This is a genomic window from Chitinophaga sp. Ak27, assembly GCF_012726295.1.
Classification (GTDB): domain Bacteria; phylum Bacteroidota; class Bacteroidia; order Chitinophagales; family Chitinophagaceae; genus Chitinophaga.
Genome location: NZ_JABAOB010000010.1, coordinates 1 through 16,217, shown reverse-complemented (window position 1 = coordinate 16,217; position 16,217 = coordinate 1). Strand labels below are relative to the sequence as shown.

Here is a 16,217-nt window from a genome sequence, read left to right as displayed (position 1 = left end):
GGACAATTAGAACTTAAAGTTGTACGTGATACCAGGAATGATAGATCCTATGATAGAGAGGCGGGTAGCTTCGCGTTTGGTAGGATCGTCTTCATTCTGTTTAAAGTAAATGGTATATGCATTTCTGCGGCCATATACGTTGTACAGGGAGAACACCCATTCACCTTTCCAGCGCTTGAGTTGTTTGCCTTTAAGCGTCATAGACAAGTCGAGGCGATGGTATGCCGGTAAGCGGTAATTGTTACGTTTTTCGGTGCTGTTGTAAGGTATGTCCCAGTCCTGGAATTCCAGCCTGTTATCGGCGAACGTGCCCGGGGTGCCGGAGGCAAATACCCAGTTGGCCGACAGGGAAGTCCGTTTGGTGAAAGTATGTGTTAGCACGAGGTTCAGGTTATGTGTGCGATCGTAGCGATTCAGGAACCATTCATTCATGCTGATACCGGGTGTTTTTCTTTCGGTGCGTGACAGCGTATAGCTTACCCATCCGGTGGTTTTACCGATATCTTTTTTTGCGTAAAGTTCCAGGCCGTAGGCGCGTCCCTGTGAAGGCAGCAGGTCGGCTTCAATCAGCGGGTTAAGCTGGAGGTTGGCGTTATCGATATAATCTACCTGGTTATCGGTGGTTTTATAGAATACTTCTGCCGACAGTTCGTAGGCGTCGTTAGGTGCATTGTAGAAGTAGCCGACTGTATACTGGTCTGCTACCATCGGTTTGATATTGTTGGTGCTGGGTGTCCAGATGTCCAACGGAGTAGGAGATGCGGTATTGGAGAGCTGGTGCATGAACTGGGTTGTTCTGCTATAGGCCACCTTTACGGCATGCTCATCGGAGAAGGCATACCTGGCGCTGATTCTGGGCTCGAAATAGTAGTAGCCTTTTATCAGTTCATTGGAGCCGTATTGTTTGATGTCGAGCAATCTTTTGCGGATACCGGGCGTAGTATCGGCATACATGTAGGCGTTGCCATTACCTATAAATTGATAGGCAGATAATCTTCCGCCGTACTGGATACCAAATTTCTTAGAAGGCTTGTATTCGTGATCGATGTATACGGCCGATTCCAGCGCATGTTGGTCTGTGATTTTCTTCACACGCACATCGCCATCGTTTACGCTGGTGCCTGTACCTGGCTTGAACGTGTAGTAAATACCCTGTACGCCAAAATGAAGGCTGTTAGAGGAATTGATATAGTAAGTAAAGGAAGGTTTCAGCCCGTAGTTGATGATGTTGGACGTCCAGTCATAAGCTTGTTCCACTTCTCCTGGTTTTTTCTTGGAGTCGTTGGTGAACTTCAGACTATAGTCGTATTTGCTATAGTAGGTGGTGAGGTTGAGGAACAGGCGGTTGGTGAAAACGTGGTTCCAACGCACAGTGGCAGTACTGTTACCCCAGTTCATATTTACATCTTTACCGAAGCCGAATACATCTCTCCCAAAATAACCACTTACGAAGAGGGCGTTATTTTTATCGAATTTATAGTTGGCTTTGGCGGTGAGGTCATAGAAATTGAGTTTGGTATCCTTCATATCTCCCTTTACAAAGGGTTTCATAAGCAGGTCGATGTAGGATCTTCTGCCAGCCACGATAAAGGAGCCTTTATCTTTTACAATGGGAGCTTCTACCGAAAGGCGACTAAAGATGTTACCGATACCGCCGTTGAGGGTGAGGTGCTGGTTATTACCGTCTTTCATACGGATATCGAGTACAGAAGAAGTCCGGCCGCCATACTCCGCGGGGAATCCGCCTTTGATAAGGTTGAGGCTTTTCACGGCATCGGGGTTGAATACGGAGAAGAACCCGAGCATGTGGGTGGAGTTATATACGGGGGCTTCATCCAGCAGGATGAGGTTTTCATCGCTGTTACCGCCGCGAACGTTGAATCCGGATGCCCCTTCCCCTACAGTATTTACGCCGGGGAGGGTTTGGATAGCCCTGAGTACGTCTACTTCTCCCATGAAGGTGGGCATCTTCTTCATTTGCTGAATATCCAGTTTGTTGATACTGGTATTGAGTGTATTCACCGTTCTTTCCTGCTTCTGGCCGTTTACCGTTACTACGTTGAGCTGGCTGCTGGTAGCTTCCATGCTTACGTCGATAGTCGTGTTTTTTGTCAGTTTAACGGTAGTTTTATAAGGAGCGTAGCCCATGTAGGAGAATTGTATTTCATGTTCTCCTGCAGGAAGCGTCAGTGAATAAAAGCCGTATTGGTTGGTAACAGTACCGATGGTGGTACCGCTTTTACCGATGGAGATGCCTACCAGGCTTTCTCCGTTTTGTTTGTCTTTAACATAGCCGCTTACGGTATATCGTTGCTGCTGAGCAGTCGTTGTTTGTCCCGCCAGCAATAGCAGTAGCAGTGACAGCAACAGGGTCGCCTTAGTTTTCATAAAAATTAAGTCCGGTTTGGTAAAGTATGCGTGCTGATTTTCCAACACGTAAATAAGACGTGGCAAAAATATTGTACCCCTACGGCAATAAATTATTTTTTTTATAATAGAAAAAAGCTGCCGGCGCGGATAAGATATTATCCAGTCGCCGGCAGTCTAACAAGGCAACTTGCCAGGTATGATCAGTCGAGTATATCGCAGTAAAATCCAAGCCTGGTAACAAAATCAATGATGGTTTGTTCAGCCATTGACTGAAGGCTTACCACCCGCAATACCCGGTCACAGTCTTCCAGGTCCAGTGTACAATCTTTAACCTTGAATTGTGAGGAAATGGCGCTAATCACATGGTTTCTATCCTGAACAGTTGTAATATTGGTACGGAATATTCCCAGCATAAAGTACTTATTTTAAATATTCGGAATATTTTTACGCAAATTTGCGCTAGTTATCCTATATGACTGTTACACGAAACGGATAAACACTTATACGAAACGGATTATTTTATGGGCATAGTTATTACAGATGATGCCAACCAGGTACTGTTATCAGAGAAAACGCCCTTTGATTTCAAGAAATACCGTAACCAGGCAATCGTAGAACAAACACAGGAAATGAGGCATCCTTTTGGGGCGGCCAATTTCCATGAGTTCTGTTTTGATGGTATTGCTATTGCCGCCTGTACTGCCGATGTGTATGAGAACATTCATATTTTGTCGGATTTCCAAGAGCCCAAAGTGATGATGTTGTTCATGGAGCGGGGAGACATTACTACCAGCCTGGATGGATTCTCCAATAATTTTAAGTTCCGGAGCCTGGAGCATAATCTGATGTATAGCCCTTGTGAGTCGGAATCGGCCGGGGTAAAAAAGCAGCGGGATATGTTATTTTTCGGGTTATCCTTTTTGCCGGAGAAGTTCCTGCAGCTGGCGGAGAATAATGGACGGGTGCTGGATGGGTTGGCAAATAATATTGCAGGCAATCGTACTACTACATTGACCGACAAATTTAATCCCCGTATTACGCCGCGTATGCAATTGATTATGGAGGAGGTGCGTCAATGCCGGTTTCAGGGTGGCTTGAAGAAGCTCTTTCTGCAGTCGAAAGCGCTGGAGCTGCTGGCCTTGCAATGTGAGCAGATAGAGTCGGCAGAGTTACGGTCTGTTCCGGTGCGTCCTAAAGTATCTGCGTCTGATGTTGAGAAATTACATTATGCGAAGGACTTGCTGGTGCAGCATTTACAGCAGCCATTAAGCCTGGGCGACCTGGCCCGTAAATCGGGGTTGAATGAATTTAAGCTGAAGTCGGGCTTTAAAGCCGTTTTTGATAATACCGTATTTGGCTACCTTAATGATTGCCGGTTGGAGCTGGCGCGGGAGCTGATACGGGAGGGCAGGTTGCCGTTATCGGCCATAGCCCTGGAAGCAGGGTATTCCTCTCCCCAGCATTTCAGTAATGCTTTCCGTAAGAAGTTTGGGATAAGTCCCAGTAAGGTTTATCAATAGCCCAACAGGAGTATGTCCTGTTGGGCCAGCCTGTTAATACGCTAAAGTAAAGCGTTGTTTGATATGTTGAGGTTGTTCCAGTTCGTTTATGAGGGCAACCGCGTAGTCAGCTGTAGAGATTTTGCTTTCTCCTTTTTCATCGAGTACCACCTGGTCTTTACCCAAACGGAATTTACCGGTACGTTCGCCGGGAGCGATCATCATAGCCGGACTTAAAACGGTCCAGTCGAGGTCATTTTGCTGCCTGATTACGTAAAACGCTTCACGGGTAGCGGTAGCGCCGGCTTTCCATTCGGCTGGAAATTGTGGGGTATCCAGCAACTGTACGCCGGGGGTAATTTCCAGGCTACCTGCTCCGCTAACGGCGATCAGGCGTTTGATACCTGCTTTTTTAGTGGCGCTGATGATAGCGTTGATGGCTTTCACATAAGTATCCGTATCGTGCGCGTTATAAGCTGAAATGACTGCCTGGTTGCCGGTTAACAGCGGAATCAGGGCTGTTTCATCAGTAACATCAGCGGCTTTAACGGTCAGATGTGCGTTTTTTACGGTTATTTTTTCCGGGTTACGAACGATGGCCGTTACTTCGTGTCCTCTGTTCAGGGCTTCGTTTAAGATAGCAGTGCCTATAAATCCGGATGCTCCGATAATCGCTACTTTCATGATTTTTTATTTTAGATGATTAGTTATTACAGCCTTTAACAGCTAATTGTTTGAATTGTTATAATAAATATTACAGTTATAGAGATAAAAAAACAGATGCTTAATCTGTAATAAAATTAATTACAGTACAAAGGTAAACGAATAATGTTAACTACCAAACGAATTTTTTGTTTTCGGAGAAAAGGGATATTCCGGCCGGCAAAGGGAGCTAAATAAAAAGCCCGTCAGCATCAGCTGACGGGCTTTTCTATACGTAATCACATATTATTTCTTCAGGAGGTAGGCAGTGGCTTTGGCATCGGGCGCCTTGGCAGCTGGTTTTACCGTTTCTGTTTTAGTGGTAACAGGTACCAGTGGTACCTTGGTATGGTATAATTCCGCCAGGGTAGGGGCAATCACCAGGGATACAATCGACATCAGTTTGATGAGGATGTTCATGGAGGGACCGGAGGTATCTTTAAACGGATCGCCTACAGTATCGCCGGTAACAGAGGCTTTATGTGGCTCAGATTTTTTGTAGTAGGTTTCGCCATTGATTTCCACGCCTTTTTCGAACGATTTTTTAGCATTGTCCCATGCGCCGCCGGCGTTATTTTGGAAAAGGCCCATCAGCACACCGCTTACGGTAGCGCCGGCCAGGAATCCGCCCAACACTTCGGGGCCGGCCAGGAAACCTACCAGCAGGGGAGCAATGAGAGCAATAGCGCCGGGCAGCATCATTTCGCGAATAGAGGCTTTAGTAGAAATGGCCACGCACTTGTCGTATTCCGGTTTACCGGTACCTTCCATAATGCCAGGAATTTCGCGGAACTGGCGGCGTACTTCTTCTACCATGGACATCGCCGCGCGACCTACGGCCGCAATGGCAAGGGAAGAGAAAATGAATGGAATCATACCACCTACAAATAGGCCGGCCAGTACATTAGCTTTATAGATATCGATACCGGGAATGCCGGCCACGCCGACAAAGGCAGCAAAGAGCGCGAGTGCAGTGAGGGCGGCTGAAGCAATGGCAAAACCTTTACCGGTAGCGGCGGTAGTGTTACCTACGGCGTCGAGGATATCTGTTTTTTCGCGTACATCTTTCGGTAATTCGCTCATTTCAGCAATACCGCCGGCATTATCGGCAATAGGGCCGAAAGCATCGATAGCCAGCTGCATAGCCGTGGTGGCCATCATACCGGCAGCTGCAATGGCTACACCATATAAGCCTGCCATTGAGAAGGAGCCGGCAATACCTGCGGCCAGTACCAGAATAGGAAGCATGGTAGATTCCATACCTACTGATAAGCCACCAATGATATTGGTAGCAGCACCAGTGGCGGATTGGCGGATAATAGATTTTACTGGGCGTTTACCCATCGCGGTATAATATTCGGTAATAATACTGATCAAAGTACCTACTGCGAGGCCTATCATAATGGCGCCAAATACCTGTCCGCGGGTAAATTCGTGATGACGCAGCGTCATGATGCTATCGGGCAGAATCCAGTTCACCAGGAAGTAGGAAACGATCGCCGTTAAGACAATAGAGCCCCAGTTACCCATATTCAGCGCTTTCTGTACCACGCCGGTATTGAGGCCGGCGCTATCGCCGATTCTTACAAACAGGGTACCGATAATAGAGAAGATGATACCGGCGCCGGCAATCATCATTGGAAGGAGTATGGGAGCGATGCCTCCGAAGGCGTCCTGTGATACGGTTTCAGAGCCAAGTACCATGGTAGCCAGCACGGTGGCCACATAGGAACCGAACAAATCGGCGCCCATACCAGCTACGTCTCCTACGTTGTCGCCCACGTTATCCGCAATGGTAGCGGGGTTGCGGGGATCATCTTCAGGAATGCCTGCTTCTACCTTACCTACCAGGTCGGCGCCCACATCGGCTGCTTTGGTGTAGATACCGCCGCCTACGCGGGCAAACAGGGCGATACTTTCTGCGCCCAGTGAAAACCCGGTGAGTACTTCAATGGTTTTAATCATTTCAGCGGTATTGGCAGCTGCGCCAAAGTATGATTTCAATATAATAAACAATGATCCGAGCCCCAGTACTGCCAGGCCGGCTACGCCCATTCCCATTACAGAACCGCCGGTAAAGGATACCTGCAGTGCTTTGGCGAGGCTGGTACGAGCTGCATGCGCGGTGCGCACATTGGCTTTGGTGGCGATCCTCATGCCTATAAAGCCGGCAGTAGCCGAAAATACGGCGCCTACCACAAAGGCGAGGGCAATAGACCAGTGTGAATTTTCATGTGTTGCGCCCATATAGCCTAACAGCAGGGCCGCGATGATAACAAAGTAAATAAGGACTTTATACTCAGCTTTCAGAAATGCCATAGCCCCTTCAGCAATATGCTGCGCTATCTCTTTCATTTTTTCATTGCCAGCCTCCTGTCGTGTAACCCAGGCGCTTTTAACAGCCGTAAATAGCAAAGCCAATAATCCAAAACAAGGAACGAGATAAACTATACTCATGTACGCGAAATTTATTAATACTGGTTGACAAAAAAGTTTAGTAATTAAAAAATTATAGGATTCTCAAAAAAATATTTCAAATGAATATAAAACATAAATTATTAATTGTGTAGAGCGTCCGGAAAAATATTAAACACCTTCGCCATGAGCAAGGATTTGGGCGTAAAAAATAACCTTGGAGTGGGAAAAATGATTATATGTTGGGGAGCAGCGTCACTTTATTGCCATGGCGACAGCAGGGAATGTGTCAAATGCCTTCCAGGAAAGCCTTTCCGAGCCATTGTATGATGTCGGCAGCAGTCATGGCTTCCTGCGACAGGTGGGCAGCGGCCAGGTCGCCTGCAAACCCATGCAGCCAGGCACCCAGGATAGCGGTGGCTTTAGAACTATAACCCTGTGCCAGCAAACCGGTCAGTATGCCGGTGAGCACATCGCCGCTGCCCCCGGTGGCCATACCGGGATTGCCTGTATTATTGAAATAGACAGCGCCATCCGGGCAGGCAATGGCAGAATACCGGCCTTTGAGCAGGATGTATATCTGCAATTTGATTGCCTGTTGAGATAATAATTCCAGGCGTGCCACTTCATTGGGAGTAGCGCCAAACAGCCGCTCAAATTCTTTGGGATGAGGCGTGAGTATAGAGCCTTTCGGTACCTTGTATAACAGGGACGGATATACGGAAAGTAGATTAAGTGCATCGGCATCAATGACCATTGGCCGCTGATAGCTGTCCAGCAAATGTTCCAGGGCCCTGGCCGTACCCGGTTGGGTATCCAGCCCGGGGCCTATACCGATCGCTTTGTAAGCAGTGTTGTTGATGCTGCTATGAAAATGGAGACTATAATGCGGATCTTCATCCGTGATACACATGGCACAGGGCTCGCTGAGCTGCATAATATTGTAGCCGCATTGCGGCACGTAACAGGTAAGCAGTCCCACACCGGCACGCAGGCACGCCCTGGCACTCAACACCGCGGCGCCCATTTTGCCATAGCTTCCGGCTATGAGCAGCGCATGTCCGTAAGTACCCTTATGGGCAAAGGGGGTGCGGGGCTGGTAAATGGTTTGGATAATGCCTGGATCGGTGAGCAAATAGCGTGTGGGCGTGTGCGTTATATAGTCCGGATGTAGTCCTATAGGAAGTATATGTACTTCTCCGGTATAGGGTGCATTTTCCGGGAGCAGGAATGCGAGTTTATAACATTCGAAACTTAAAGTGTGATGCGCTTGTATCACCGTTTGTTGCACGCTGCTTTCATCGGCCCGCAGCCCGGAAGGCATATCTACTGCAATGATGATATGTTTGCCGCGTTGTCCATTGAGATGATGCACTACGCCAGTCAGCCACCCTTCTATAGGCCTGCTCATACCAGTACCGAAAATGGCATCTATAATGATCGCATCCGGGGGCAGGGCAGGGATATCTGACACATCGCCTATCGGATACAGACTGGCGGGGTATTGCTGTTGCAGGGCTTCCAGGTTCAGCTGGTGATCGGGGCTAGCCTGGGCGCCATATTGTAATATTCCGGCGCTGACCTTATAGCCATGATCGAGTAGCAGGCGGGCTATTACCAATCCATCTCCCCCATTATTTCCTTTTCCGCAAAAAATATATACCGGGTAGCGAGGAGCATAATGTTCTTCCAGCCACGCCGCGCATTTGCCGGCGGCCCTTTCCATCAGTTGAGCGCTGCTGATGGGCTCATGGGCGATCGTGAAGGCATCGGCCTCGCGGATTTGGGGGGCGGAGAAGATTTTCATGTAATAAAATTACTTCAAAATAGGGAACATAAAAAAACGGACCATGCTTGCCTCATGATCCGTTTGTAATGAAGTGGTCAGCGGGTTTAGAAAGCAAACCGGGCAGACACACCGCCGATCTCCTCACCCATGTAGTTGGTGGGTCCAACAAACTGTACGTAAGGTTTCAGATCAGCACTGATGTTTAAAGGAAATTTCTTGAAGGTATACTCAATACCAATGATACCATCCAGTCCGGGTGATACGTAAGTGCCTTTACCTTTTTCTACATAACGATCCCAGTCATAATCGCGACGGTCGTAAAAGCCGATATGTGCACCGCCACCAGCATACATCACGAGTTGGGGTACGCCAATATTCCAGTTGTATTCGTATAACCCCGTAACGGTTACATTATTCCTGTGTTCGTGGTTGGTAGTTACCAGTCCTTCAATGGCATGAGGGCCCTGGATAAAATGTTTAACGGTAAATCCAACTATCCATGGATTCAGACGAATACCTAAAGCGGTATTATAGTTGGAAGGATCGCTGCTTTTGTAGCTTCTTTTTTGCGCGTTAGCCTGTATCGCGAGTACAGCGATCATGCTGAAAAGTAACACGACTTTTTTCATAGATGTGTTTTTTGAGTGGTCCGTAAAATACACGTTTAGAAACGTTGGCTTTTTTCCTAGAGTATGCACGACGAAAATTAAATCAAAGGTTGCTTTACAAGAACAGTGCCAACCGGTTTCATGAGGCGGAGAAAAACGAAGCCGGCTATGCCTGCCAGCAGGGAAGCGGCGATCACTGAAATGATCGCAATGATCTGTAAATCACGTTCCTCGTAAGCCAGGGAAGAGATAAAAATAGACATAGTAAAACCTATTCCGGCGATGAGTCCAACACCCAATAATTGTGGCCATCCGGCTCTGGAGGGCAGGGACGCCCATTTGCATTTAACAGCAATAAACGACAGGGTGAAAATTCCCAGTGGTTTGCCCAGCAACAAACCTGCCATGATGCCATAACTGACTTCATTGTGCAGCGCTGCGCCAATATCGGCCGGGAGCTGTATCGCGGTGTTGGCCAATGCAAAGATGGGCATAATAATAAAGTTGACCGGATCATGTAAACCATGTACCAGGTCGGATATCTTATCCAGTGGAATGCAGAATGCAAGTAATACTCCGGCGATAGTGGCATGTACACCTGAATTGAAGAGGCAATACCACAGCACGATGCCGGGGATAAAATATAAAATGAGCCGTTGTACTTTCAAAAAATTCAGTAGCAGTGGAATTAAGAATACACCGCCTCCAATCAACAGGTATTTTACATCCAGGTGGGGCGTATAAAATATGGCGATAGTGAGGATGGCACCCAGGTCGTCGATGATGGCCAGGGCCATCAGGAAGATTTTAAGCCCCACCGGAATCCTTCGGCCGAGCAGGGATAAGATACCCAGGGAGAAGGCGATATCAGTGGCCATGGGGATGCCCCAGCCATGGGTAAAGGAGGTATTTTTATTAATAACAGCGAAAATGACAGCAGGAAATAACATACCGCCAATAGCCGCCAGCACCGGCAGAATGGATTTACGGAGGGAAGACAGCTCGCCTACAGTTAGCTCCCGCTTGATCTCCATGCCTACAAGAAAAAAGAACAATACCATCATACCGTCGTTTATCCATAACAGGTAGGAGTTGGGCAGGTGGAGCGCGCGGTATTGATAGTGATGCCCGGTGCTGGGATCAAACAAATTGTTCCAGAACCCTACGTAATCCGTTTGTACACCTGAATTGGCCAGCACCATGGAAATGATGGTGCAGGCAATGAGTACAATGCCTACTGCGCGGCTGTCTTTAAAAAACACATAGAGTGGCGACAACAGCGTTTTACGGATTAATTTGATAGAGTTCTTTAGCACGGTGTATGGTTTAGGTGAGGTAATATTCCCGGGTATAACAGGCAGTATCGTGCTGCCTGTTATACCTGGAAGCTATTGCATTAGCTCGTATTTGCTCTTGGGCTGCCGTTTAATGTCCCATTTGAAATTTTCCAGTTGCAGCTGGTCTAACGGACGTTGGGTAAACGGATATACGACCCCTTCAGGGTCTTTGACGAGGACCACTTTATTCACTTCACTTTTCTTAAAGTAGATATTGATAATGGCGCATTGTGCTTTATTTACACTCATATAGGCGCCCGCCTGGTCTTTGATATAGTTAATGGTTTCGGCATTTCCTTCCACGTGCATCCAGTCGAGTGTTTCGCCAAGGATATAGCCGGTGATGATGCTGCCTTTAATCTGGTTATACATACCGGGGCCTGCTTCGTTGATAATGAAGCCGTTATTTTTCAACAGCATTTTATCGGCTGTCTGATTTTTGGTAAACATCAGGATGGTGTCGCCGCTTAGCTGGGTGGTGTTGTTAGACCAGAAAACGGGTTTGCCATAGAAGCGGAATATAGAGTCCCTGGAGGAGTAGAATACGCTGTCGGCTACGCCCTGTAGGGAGTCGGAAAATATTTTTACGTGATGATAAGCGAGAATATAGCGTTGTTCGCTGGTATCCTTTGGTGCGCTCAGCGCCATGCTGTCGGCGTGATGCTTAATACCTGGCAGGGAATCGTGCAAGACTACGTTAGCAGGGGGGGCTACTTTCACCGTTTTCATCTTCACTGAATCGAATGTCTGTTTGGTTTTAGCCATTGCGCTATCGGCCATGAACGCGGATACATTGGGTGCGATATTGTCGTTTTCCTGTTTCCGGGCAATGGCGTCGCCTTTTGTGAGCGGCGAGATGGTGGCAGTGAATCTATCGGGAGGCCTGATCGTTTGCAGGCTTCTCAGGTTTTTGGTGGGTGATTCGGGAATACGTTTTAAACCTGCTACAGATGGAATAGAGAGGCTGTCGTCTGGTTTGATGACGCCGGAGAACAGTGTATCGGCGGCCATGTACAGCGTATCTTTATTTTTTTCCATGATGAGCAATGGCTTCTGGGTGGCCAGTATGGTTTTTTCGCGTTGGTTTACCACGCCCTTGTTGGCCAGCAGGGACATTTTGCGGGCGGTATCCTTATACACCATATTACCGGTGGCATAGGCCATGCCGGTGAGCTTATCCATTTCTATATTATCGGCGGTAATGGTACCGGTACTATCTTCGATTGTGGGGCGGTTACCAAAATTGCCGTATCCTTTATCGGTATCATAATAGCCGCTGGTGGCGTACATGGTACTTTTATCATTGTTGTTGATCGTGGTGGGTGCAATGATGGTGGCTATTTTAGTACCGGTGTTATAGAGTAGTTCGCTGGTACTAAGGGTATACTCCGGGTCTACCAGCAACACATTCTGCATGAAATGCATCTCTTTTGTTTCTGTGTAATAGTAACCTTGTTCGCTGGTAAGTACACTTTTGCCGTTGACGAGGCGTCCGCCCTGTGTATACGAACCAATTTTGGCATTCATATCATATTGTAGTTCCGGGCCGGTGATGGTTACTTTACCATCTGTGAGCCTGGCGTTATCGCGGAGCAGTGCGATGCGGGTGTTGGCATCATAGTTCAGGTAATTACCATAGATATGGATGCTGTCTGCCTGGTTGATATGAATATTGCCATAGGCATCGATAATATTGGTTTTATTATTTTTTACGGCGCTGTCGCAGTTGAACAGGGTAGTTCCCTGTTTGAATACGGCGCTGCCTACGAAGCGGGTGAGGCTTACGGAGTCGCGTTCATACATGATGAGTGTATCCGCGTGAATAATTTCAATAACGGACCCTGTTTTCGGCGCTGGTTTGGCCGGAAACTGGGCACTGGCCGACATTGCGAAGAAACAGATGACAGCCAGGAAAATCCCTGATTTTATGTATCGATGCATTGATTCTTATTATTGTGCCGCTGCTGTATCTGAAGGAAGCGGTTTCGTTTTATCTTTTTTGCCAAACAGGGAGAAGTGAACATAGCGTTTTGGATTGACGCGGAGGTCTTCCAGTAGCTTATTCAGGTTGCCCAGTGAGTATTGGAGGTTGTTGTACACCTTTTTATCATTGAGCAACAGGCCGGCGGTACCGTCGGTGGTATTGAGTTTGCCGATAGTCTGGTTCAGGTTATTGACGGTTTGCTGCAGTTGTAGCAGTGTTTTATCGATATTACCTTTAGCCAGTGCGTCGGTCGCTTTCTGGGCATTATCGAGGATACCGGTAATTTTCGCGTTATTATCTTTCAGGTTACCGGAAATAGATGCCAGGTTATTGAAAGTTTTGGACACACTTCCTTTATCCGGGTCCAGCATATTGTTGAGGGAGGCGGAAGTATGTGAGAAGTTGCGCATGGTGATGTTAAGGCCACGGATAGCTTCCTGAAGATTTCCTTTAGCGGTAGTATCCAGGATACCATTTACGCTGAGCAGTACGGAGTCGATATTTGACAGGGTCCCTTGCAGTTTTTTAACCAGGGGGCTGAGCTGTTCTTTCACGGCGTCTGTAATGGAGCCGTCTACTGCGGCGTAGAGGGTATCCCCATTTTTCAGATATTCGCTGGCGTTACCCAGGTCGAGCTGCACTGTTTTCGTGCCCAGCAGGTCGCTGCTGATGCGGGCTACAGAATTGCGTGGGAGATCAATTTTTTTGGTGATGGTGATGGTCACCAATATCCTGGAGGCATCTTTGCCCATTACTTCGAGGTTGCTGACGCTACCTACTACCAGTCCATTTACCTGTACCGCGTTGGCTGGTTGCAGGCCATTCACCTGTTTATATACGGCATAAATGGTTTTATTATGTGAAAACAGGCTTTTTCCTTTCAATAAATTAAAGCCCAGCACAAGTAAGGTTATACCCAGCACCGTCAGTACACCTACTTTGGTTTCATTAGATAATTTGAGCATGAGATTCGTATACGTTCACGCAAAAATAATCAAAAAGCATGCACGGGGCGTAGTTGGGTAAAAATGTTGGTAATAAAAAAGAGGGGGAGGGGTAGATGATGGTGGGGGGATGGGGAAGAAGGGGGGAATTAGCAGTTGGTCACGAAAGCGCCTTTAAATCCCAGCTTGCGGGCTTTGCGGAGGGCGTTCGAGGCCTGCTGATCTGTTTTGAAGCGTCCCCACATATATTTGTTCATTTTTTTTTTATTCATGACAACCGGCTGCCGGTTGATATCACCAGGGAGCTTCCTGAAAATGGAAGCTCCTGGTTTATAAAGTTTGTCGGTGATCATGAGTTGTACGCAATAGCCATCGCCGGGATCCGGTTGGTTCTTTGCGGGTTTGCCTGGTTTCAGCATCGCGGCGTTGTTGTTGCTCCTGGAATTGCTCCGGGTGGTAGCGGGTGAGCTGTTCCGGTTGTTGGTAAACCTGTCGAGTTCCTCGCGGTAACGTTTAATGGCTTTGTAGATGCAGTTAGCCAGTTCCTGCTGGCCGCTGCCGGAGTTGAGGTAGTCTTCTTCTTCCGGGTTGCTGATAAAGCCGAGTTCTACGAGTACGCTGGGCATGGCGGTAGCGGAGAGTACCCAGATACCTTTTTCATTTCTCTGCCTGGCGCCGCGGCTGATGCGGCCTACCCGGGTGAATTCATCTTCGATGAGGGTAGAGAGGCGGAGGCTTTGGTCGAAGTAGGCGTTTCTCAGGGTATTTAAGAGAATAAAGGTTTCGGGATCGGTATCATCCATCAGCTGCTTTGTTTCTTCTGAGTTGGCATCCAGTACGATAACGGAATTCTGTTTAAGGGATTCCATTTTGGCGTTGTTTTTACTGGTAGCCCAGATATAAGTTTCAGTTCCTTTGGCATTACTGGGATAATAGGCGTAGATAGGTTGTTTGGACGCAATTTTCCTTTTCCCTTTTCTGTGGTATACGGTTTTATACCCGGTTACTTTACGGATTTTGCCGGTAGAGTTACAGTGGATAGATACGAATAGTTCACCTTTGTTGTCGTTGGCGATCTGGGCTTTTTTGCGGGGATCGTCAAAGCGGTCAGTTTTTCGTGTATACACCACCTTTACATCGGGCATATTTTCTTCCAGGATTTTGCCCAGTTTGAGGGCTACTTCGAGGGTGACTTGTTTTTCCGTAGAATAGCTACCTTTGGCGCCGGGATCTTCACCGCCGTGGCCGGCATCTATTATAATTGTTCGTATAGGCTTATCCTGTTTCCTGGTAACGGGATTATTTTTGGCCTGAATAAAAAAGGTACAGGTGAATAGTGTTCCCAGTCCTAAAATCCAAAATCGGTTCCAGCGCATGATTCTCATTTTAATGGGTGCTGTTTTTCACAAAAAATAAAAAAATAAGTTTATCTGTTAAATTAATCATCTTCTTTCTCCATGCGAGTTTCGACTACCTTTCAATATAAGTGTTTTCAAACATTACAAGTTACCTTTTGTAATAAATTGTATAAAATCTTGTAGGTTTGTGGCCGCCGTAACACATGAACGCTAGCTACAAAAATAATTATAAAAAGTTTTTCCGACAGACATACCTGGTTTTTGCCGGTATGTTGATTGCCATTCCTTTTATTATAGATGCAGTTGCAGGCTCCAGGCCACAAGCTTTTTCATTTTTTAACAAAAATTTGGCAGATACCGTCCAGCCGGTTGTCCGTAAGGACAGCTCCAAAGTAAAACGCCCTGTTCCGGTGGCAGCCCCGGTAGCAGATACCAACATCTTGTCGCCGGATGCGGATACCAGCAAAGGGACAACGGTAGATACGCTGTTTGTACCGAAGATTTCCAAGGATACCCTGGATGCCCCGGTACATTACAAGGCTAAGGACTCTATCATCCTGATGGTGCCGGATAAACGCTTTTATTTATATGGCAGCGCCAACACCAAGTATAAATCCATCGACCTGACGGCCGAAAAGATGAATTTCGACCAGGAGACCGGCATTCTCGAGGCTACCAACGCCAAAGACACCGCCGGTAAGCTGTTTGGCGGCCCTATCATGAATGACGGGGGACAGAGCTTCGAGTCGGACACCCTCAAATATAATTTTACTTCCCAAAAGGCAAAGATCTACAACACCCGTTCCCAATACGGGGAAGGCTATATCCACAGTGCACAAACCAAAAAAGCGGCTGATAATACCATTTTTGGGTTTAAAAACGGGTATACTACCTGTAACTTGGATACACCCCACTTTAGCTTTCGCGCACGTAAAATAAAGGTTATCCCTGATAAATTGGTAATTTCCGGGCCGGCAAACCTGGAAATTGAAGGGATCCCCACTCCATTATTCATCCCCTTTGCCATTTTCCCGATTACACAGGGGCAGCGCTCCGGTATCCTGCCTCCGCAATATGTGGTGAACCAGCAGAAAGGGATTGGCCTGGAAAACGGGGGATATTATATCGGCCTGGGAGAGCATTTTGACCTTACCATGCGGGGAGATGTATATTCCTACGGTAGCTGGAGCCTGACGGCCAGTCCCACGTAC

General features: G+C 47.4%; 12 protein-coding genes. 2 read left to right on the top strand and 10 right to left on the bottom strand.

From position 1 onward, the window contains the following. Positions 1 to 6: 6 nt before the first annotated feature. Together HGH90_RS26830 and HGH90_RS26825 are read right to left on the bottom strand one after the other, a co-directional pair. Positions 7 to 2,388: a TonB-dependent receptor gene (locus tag HGH90_RS26830; RefSeq protein WP_169192315.1), complete on the bottom strand. Its 2,382-nt coding sequence runs from the start codon at positions 2,386 to 2,388 to the stop codon at positions 7 to 9. 182 nt (positions 2,389 to 2,570) lie between these two features. Beyond that, complete coding sequence (locus tag HGH90_RS26825) at positions 2,571 to 2,783, bottom strand: hypothetical protein (protein ID WP_168767134.1); 213 nt, start codon at positions 2,781 to 2,783, stop codon at positions 2,571 to 2,573. A 108-nt stretch (positions 2,784 to 2,891) separates the two neighbouring features. Here HGH90_RS26825 and HGH90_RS26820 point away from each other — a divergent pair, with 108 nt between their 5' ends. Further along, positions 2,892 to 3,890 carry a helix-turn-helix transcriptional regulator gene (locus tag HGH90_RS26820; RefSeq protein WP_168767133.1) on the top strand — a complete coding sequence of 333 codons (999 nt, stop codon included), beginning with the start codon at positions 2,892 to 2,894 and terminating at the stop codon, positions 3,888 to 3,890. A 33-nt stretch (positions 3,891 to 3,923) separates the two neighbouring features. Here the strand turns inward: HGH90_RS26820 and HGH90_RS26815 are convergent, their stop codons facing one another. The 8 genes from HGH90_RS26815 to HGH90_RS26780 form a co-directional block, all read right to left on the bottom strand. Then, positions 3,924 to 4,553, bottom strand: a complete 630-nt coding sequence (locus HGH90_RS26815) for an NAD(P)-dependent oxidoreductase (RefSeq protein WP_168767132.1) — start codon at positions 4,551 to 4,553, stop codon at positions 3,924 to 3,926. A gap of 264 nt (positions 4,554 to 4,817) precedes the next feature. Further along, complete coding sequence (locus HGH90_RS26810; RefSeq protein ID WP_168767131.1) at positions 4,818 to 7,028, bottom strand: sodium-translocating pyrophosphatase; 2,211 nt, start codon at positions 7,026 to 7,028, stop codon at positions 4,818 to 4,820. A gap of 247 nt (positions 7,029 to 7,275) precedes the next feature. After that, on the bottom strand, positions 7,276 to 8,793 hold the full coding sequence (locus HGH90_RS26805) for an NAD(P)H-hydrate dehydratase (RefSeq protein WP_169192314.1): 1,518 nt from the start codon (positions 8,791 to 8,793) through the stop codon (positions 7,276 to 7,278). 86 nt (positions 8,794 to 8,879) lie between these two features. After that, the gene (locus tag HGH90_RS26800) at positions 8,880 to 9,404 is read right to left on the bottom strand and encodes a hypothetical protein (RefSeq protein WP_145674966.1); all 525 of its coding nucleotides are present in this window, start codon (positions 9,402 to 9,404) and stop codon (positions 8,880 to 8,882) included. 77 nt (positions 9,405 to 9,481) lie between these two features. Next, positions 9,482 to 10,699 carry a Na+/H+ antiporter NhaA gene (gene nhaA, locus HGH90_RS26795; RefSeq protein WP_317166182.1) on the bottom strand — a complete coding sequence of 406 codons (1,218 nt, stop codon included), beginning with the start codon at positions 10,697 to 10,699 and terminating at the stop codon, positions 9,482 to 9,484. A gap of 72 nt (positions 10,700 to 10,771) precedes the next feature. Continuing rightward, complete coding sequence (locus HGH90_RS26790; RefSeq protein ID WP_168767129.1) at positions 10,772 to 12,661, bottom strand: OstA-like protein; 1,890 nt, start codon at positions 12,659 to 12,661, stop codon at positions 10,772 to 10,774. 9 nt (positions 12,662 to 12,670) lie between these two features. Then, positions 12,671 to 13,669 carry an MlaD family protein gene (locus HGH90_RS26785; protein WP_168767128.1) on the bottom strand — a complete coding sequence of 333 codons (999 nt, stop codon included), beginning with the start codon at positions 13,667 to 13,669 and terminating at the stop codon, positions 12,671 to 12,673. A 128-nt stretch (positions 13,670 to 13,797) separates the two neighbouring features. Next, on the bottom strand, positions 13,798 to 15,024 hold the full coding sequence (locus HGH90_RS26780) for an N-acetylmuramoyl-L-alanine amidase (RefSeq protein ID WP_168767127.1): 1,227 nt from the start codon (positions 15,022 to 15,024) through the stop codon (positions 13,798 to 13,800). A 329-nt stretch (positions 15,025 to 15,353) separates the two neighbouring features. Between HGH90_RS26780 and HGH90_RS26775 the strand changes: the two genes are divergently transcribed. After that, the coding region (locus HGH90_RS26775) for an LPS-assembly protein LptD (protein ID WP_169192313.1) at positions 15,354 to 16,217 on the top strand (864 nt) is incomplete at its 3' end.

Bases quoted from the DNA above. Each gene is read 5' to 3' on its own strand.
- HGH90_RS26805 (WP_169192314.1), bottom strand. From the start codon at position 8,793: ATGAAAATCTTCTCCGCCCCCCAAATCCGCGAGGCCGATGCCTTCACG.
- HGH90_RS26810 (WP_168767131.1), bottom strand. From the start codon at position 7,028: ATGAGTATAGTTTATCTCGTTCCTTGTTTTGGATTATTGGCTTTGCTA.
- HGH90_RS26815 (WP_168767132.1), bottom strand. From the start codon at position 4,553: ATGAAAGTAGCGATTATCGGAGCATCCGGATTTATAGGCACTGCTATC.
- HGH90_RS26820 (WP_168767133.1), top strand. From the start codon at position 2,892: ATGGGCATAGTTATTACAGATGATGCCAACCAGGTACTGTTATCAGAG.
- HGH90_RS26825 (WP_168767134.1), bottom strand. From the start codon at position 2,783: ATGCTGGGAATATTCCGTACCAATATTACAACTGTTCAGGATAGAAAC.
- HGH90_RS26780 (WP_168767127.1), bottom strand. From the start codon at position 15,024: ATGCGCTGGAACCGATTTTGGATTTTAGGACTGGGAACACTATTCACC.
- HGH90_RS26830 (WP_169192315.1), bottom strand. From the start codon at position 2,388: ATGAAAACTAAGGCGACCCTGTTGCTGTCACTGCTACTGCTATTGCTG.
- HGH90_RS26800 (WP_145674966.1), bottom strand. From the start codon at position 9,404: ATGAAAAAAGTCGTGTTACTTTTCAGCATGATCGCTGTACTCGCGATA.
- HGH90_RS26790 (WP_168767129.1), bottom strand. From the start codon at position 12,661: ATGCATCGATACATAAAATCAGGGATTTTCCTGGCTGTCATCTGTTTC.
- HGH90_RS26785 (WP_168767128.1), bottom strand. From the start codon at position 13,669: ATGCTCAAATTATCTAATGAAACCAAAGTAGGTGTACTGACGGTGCTG.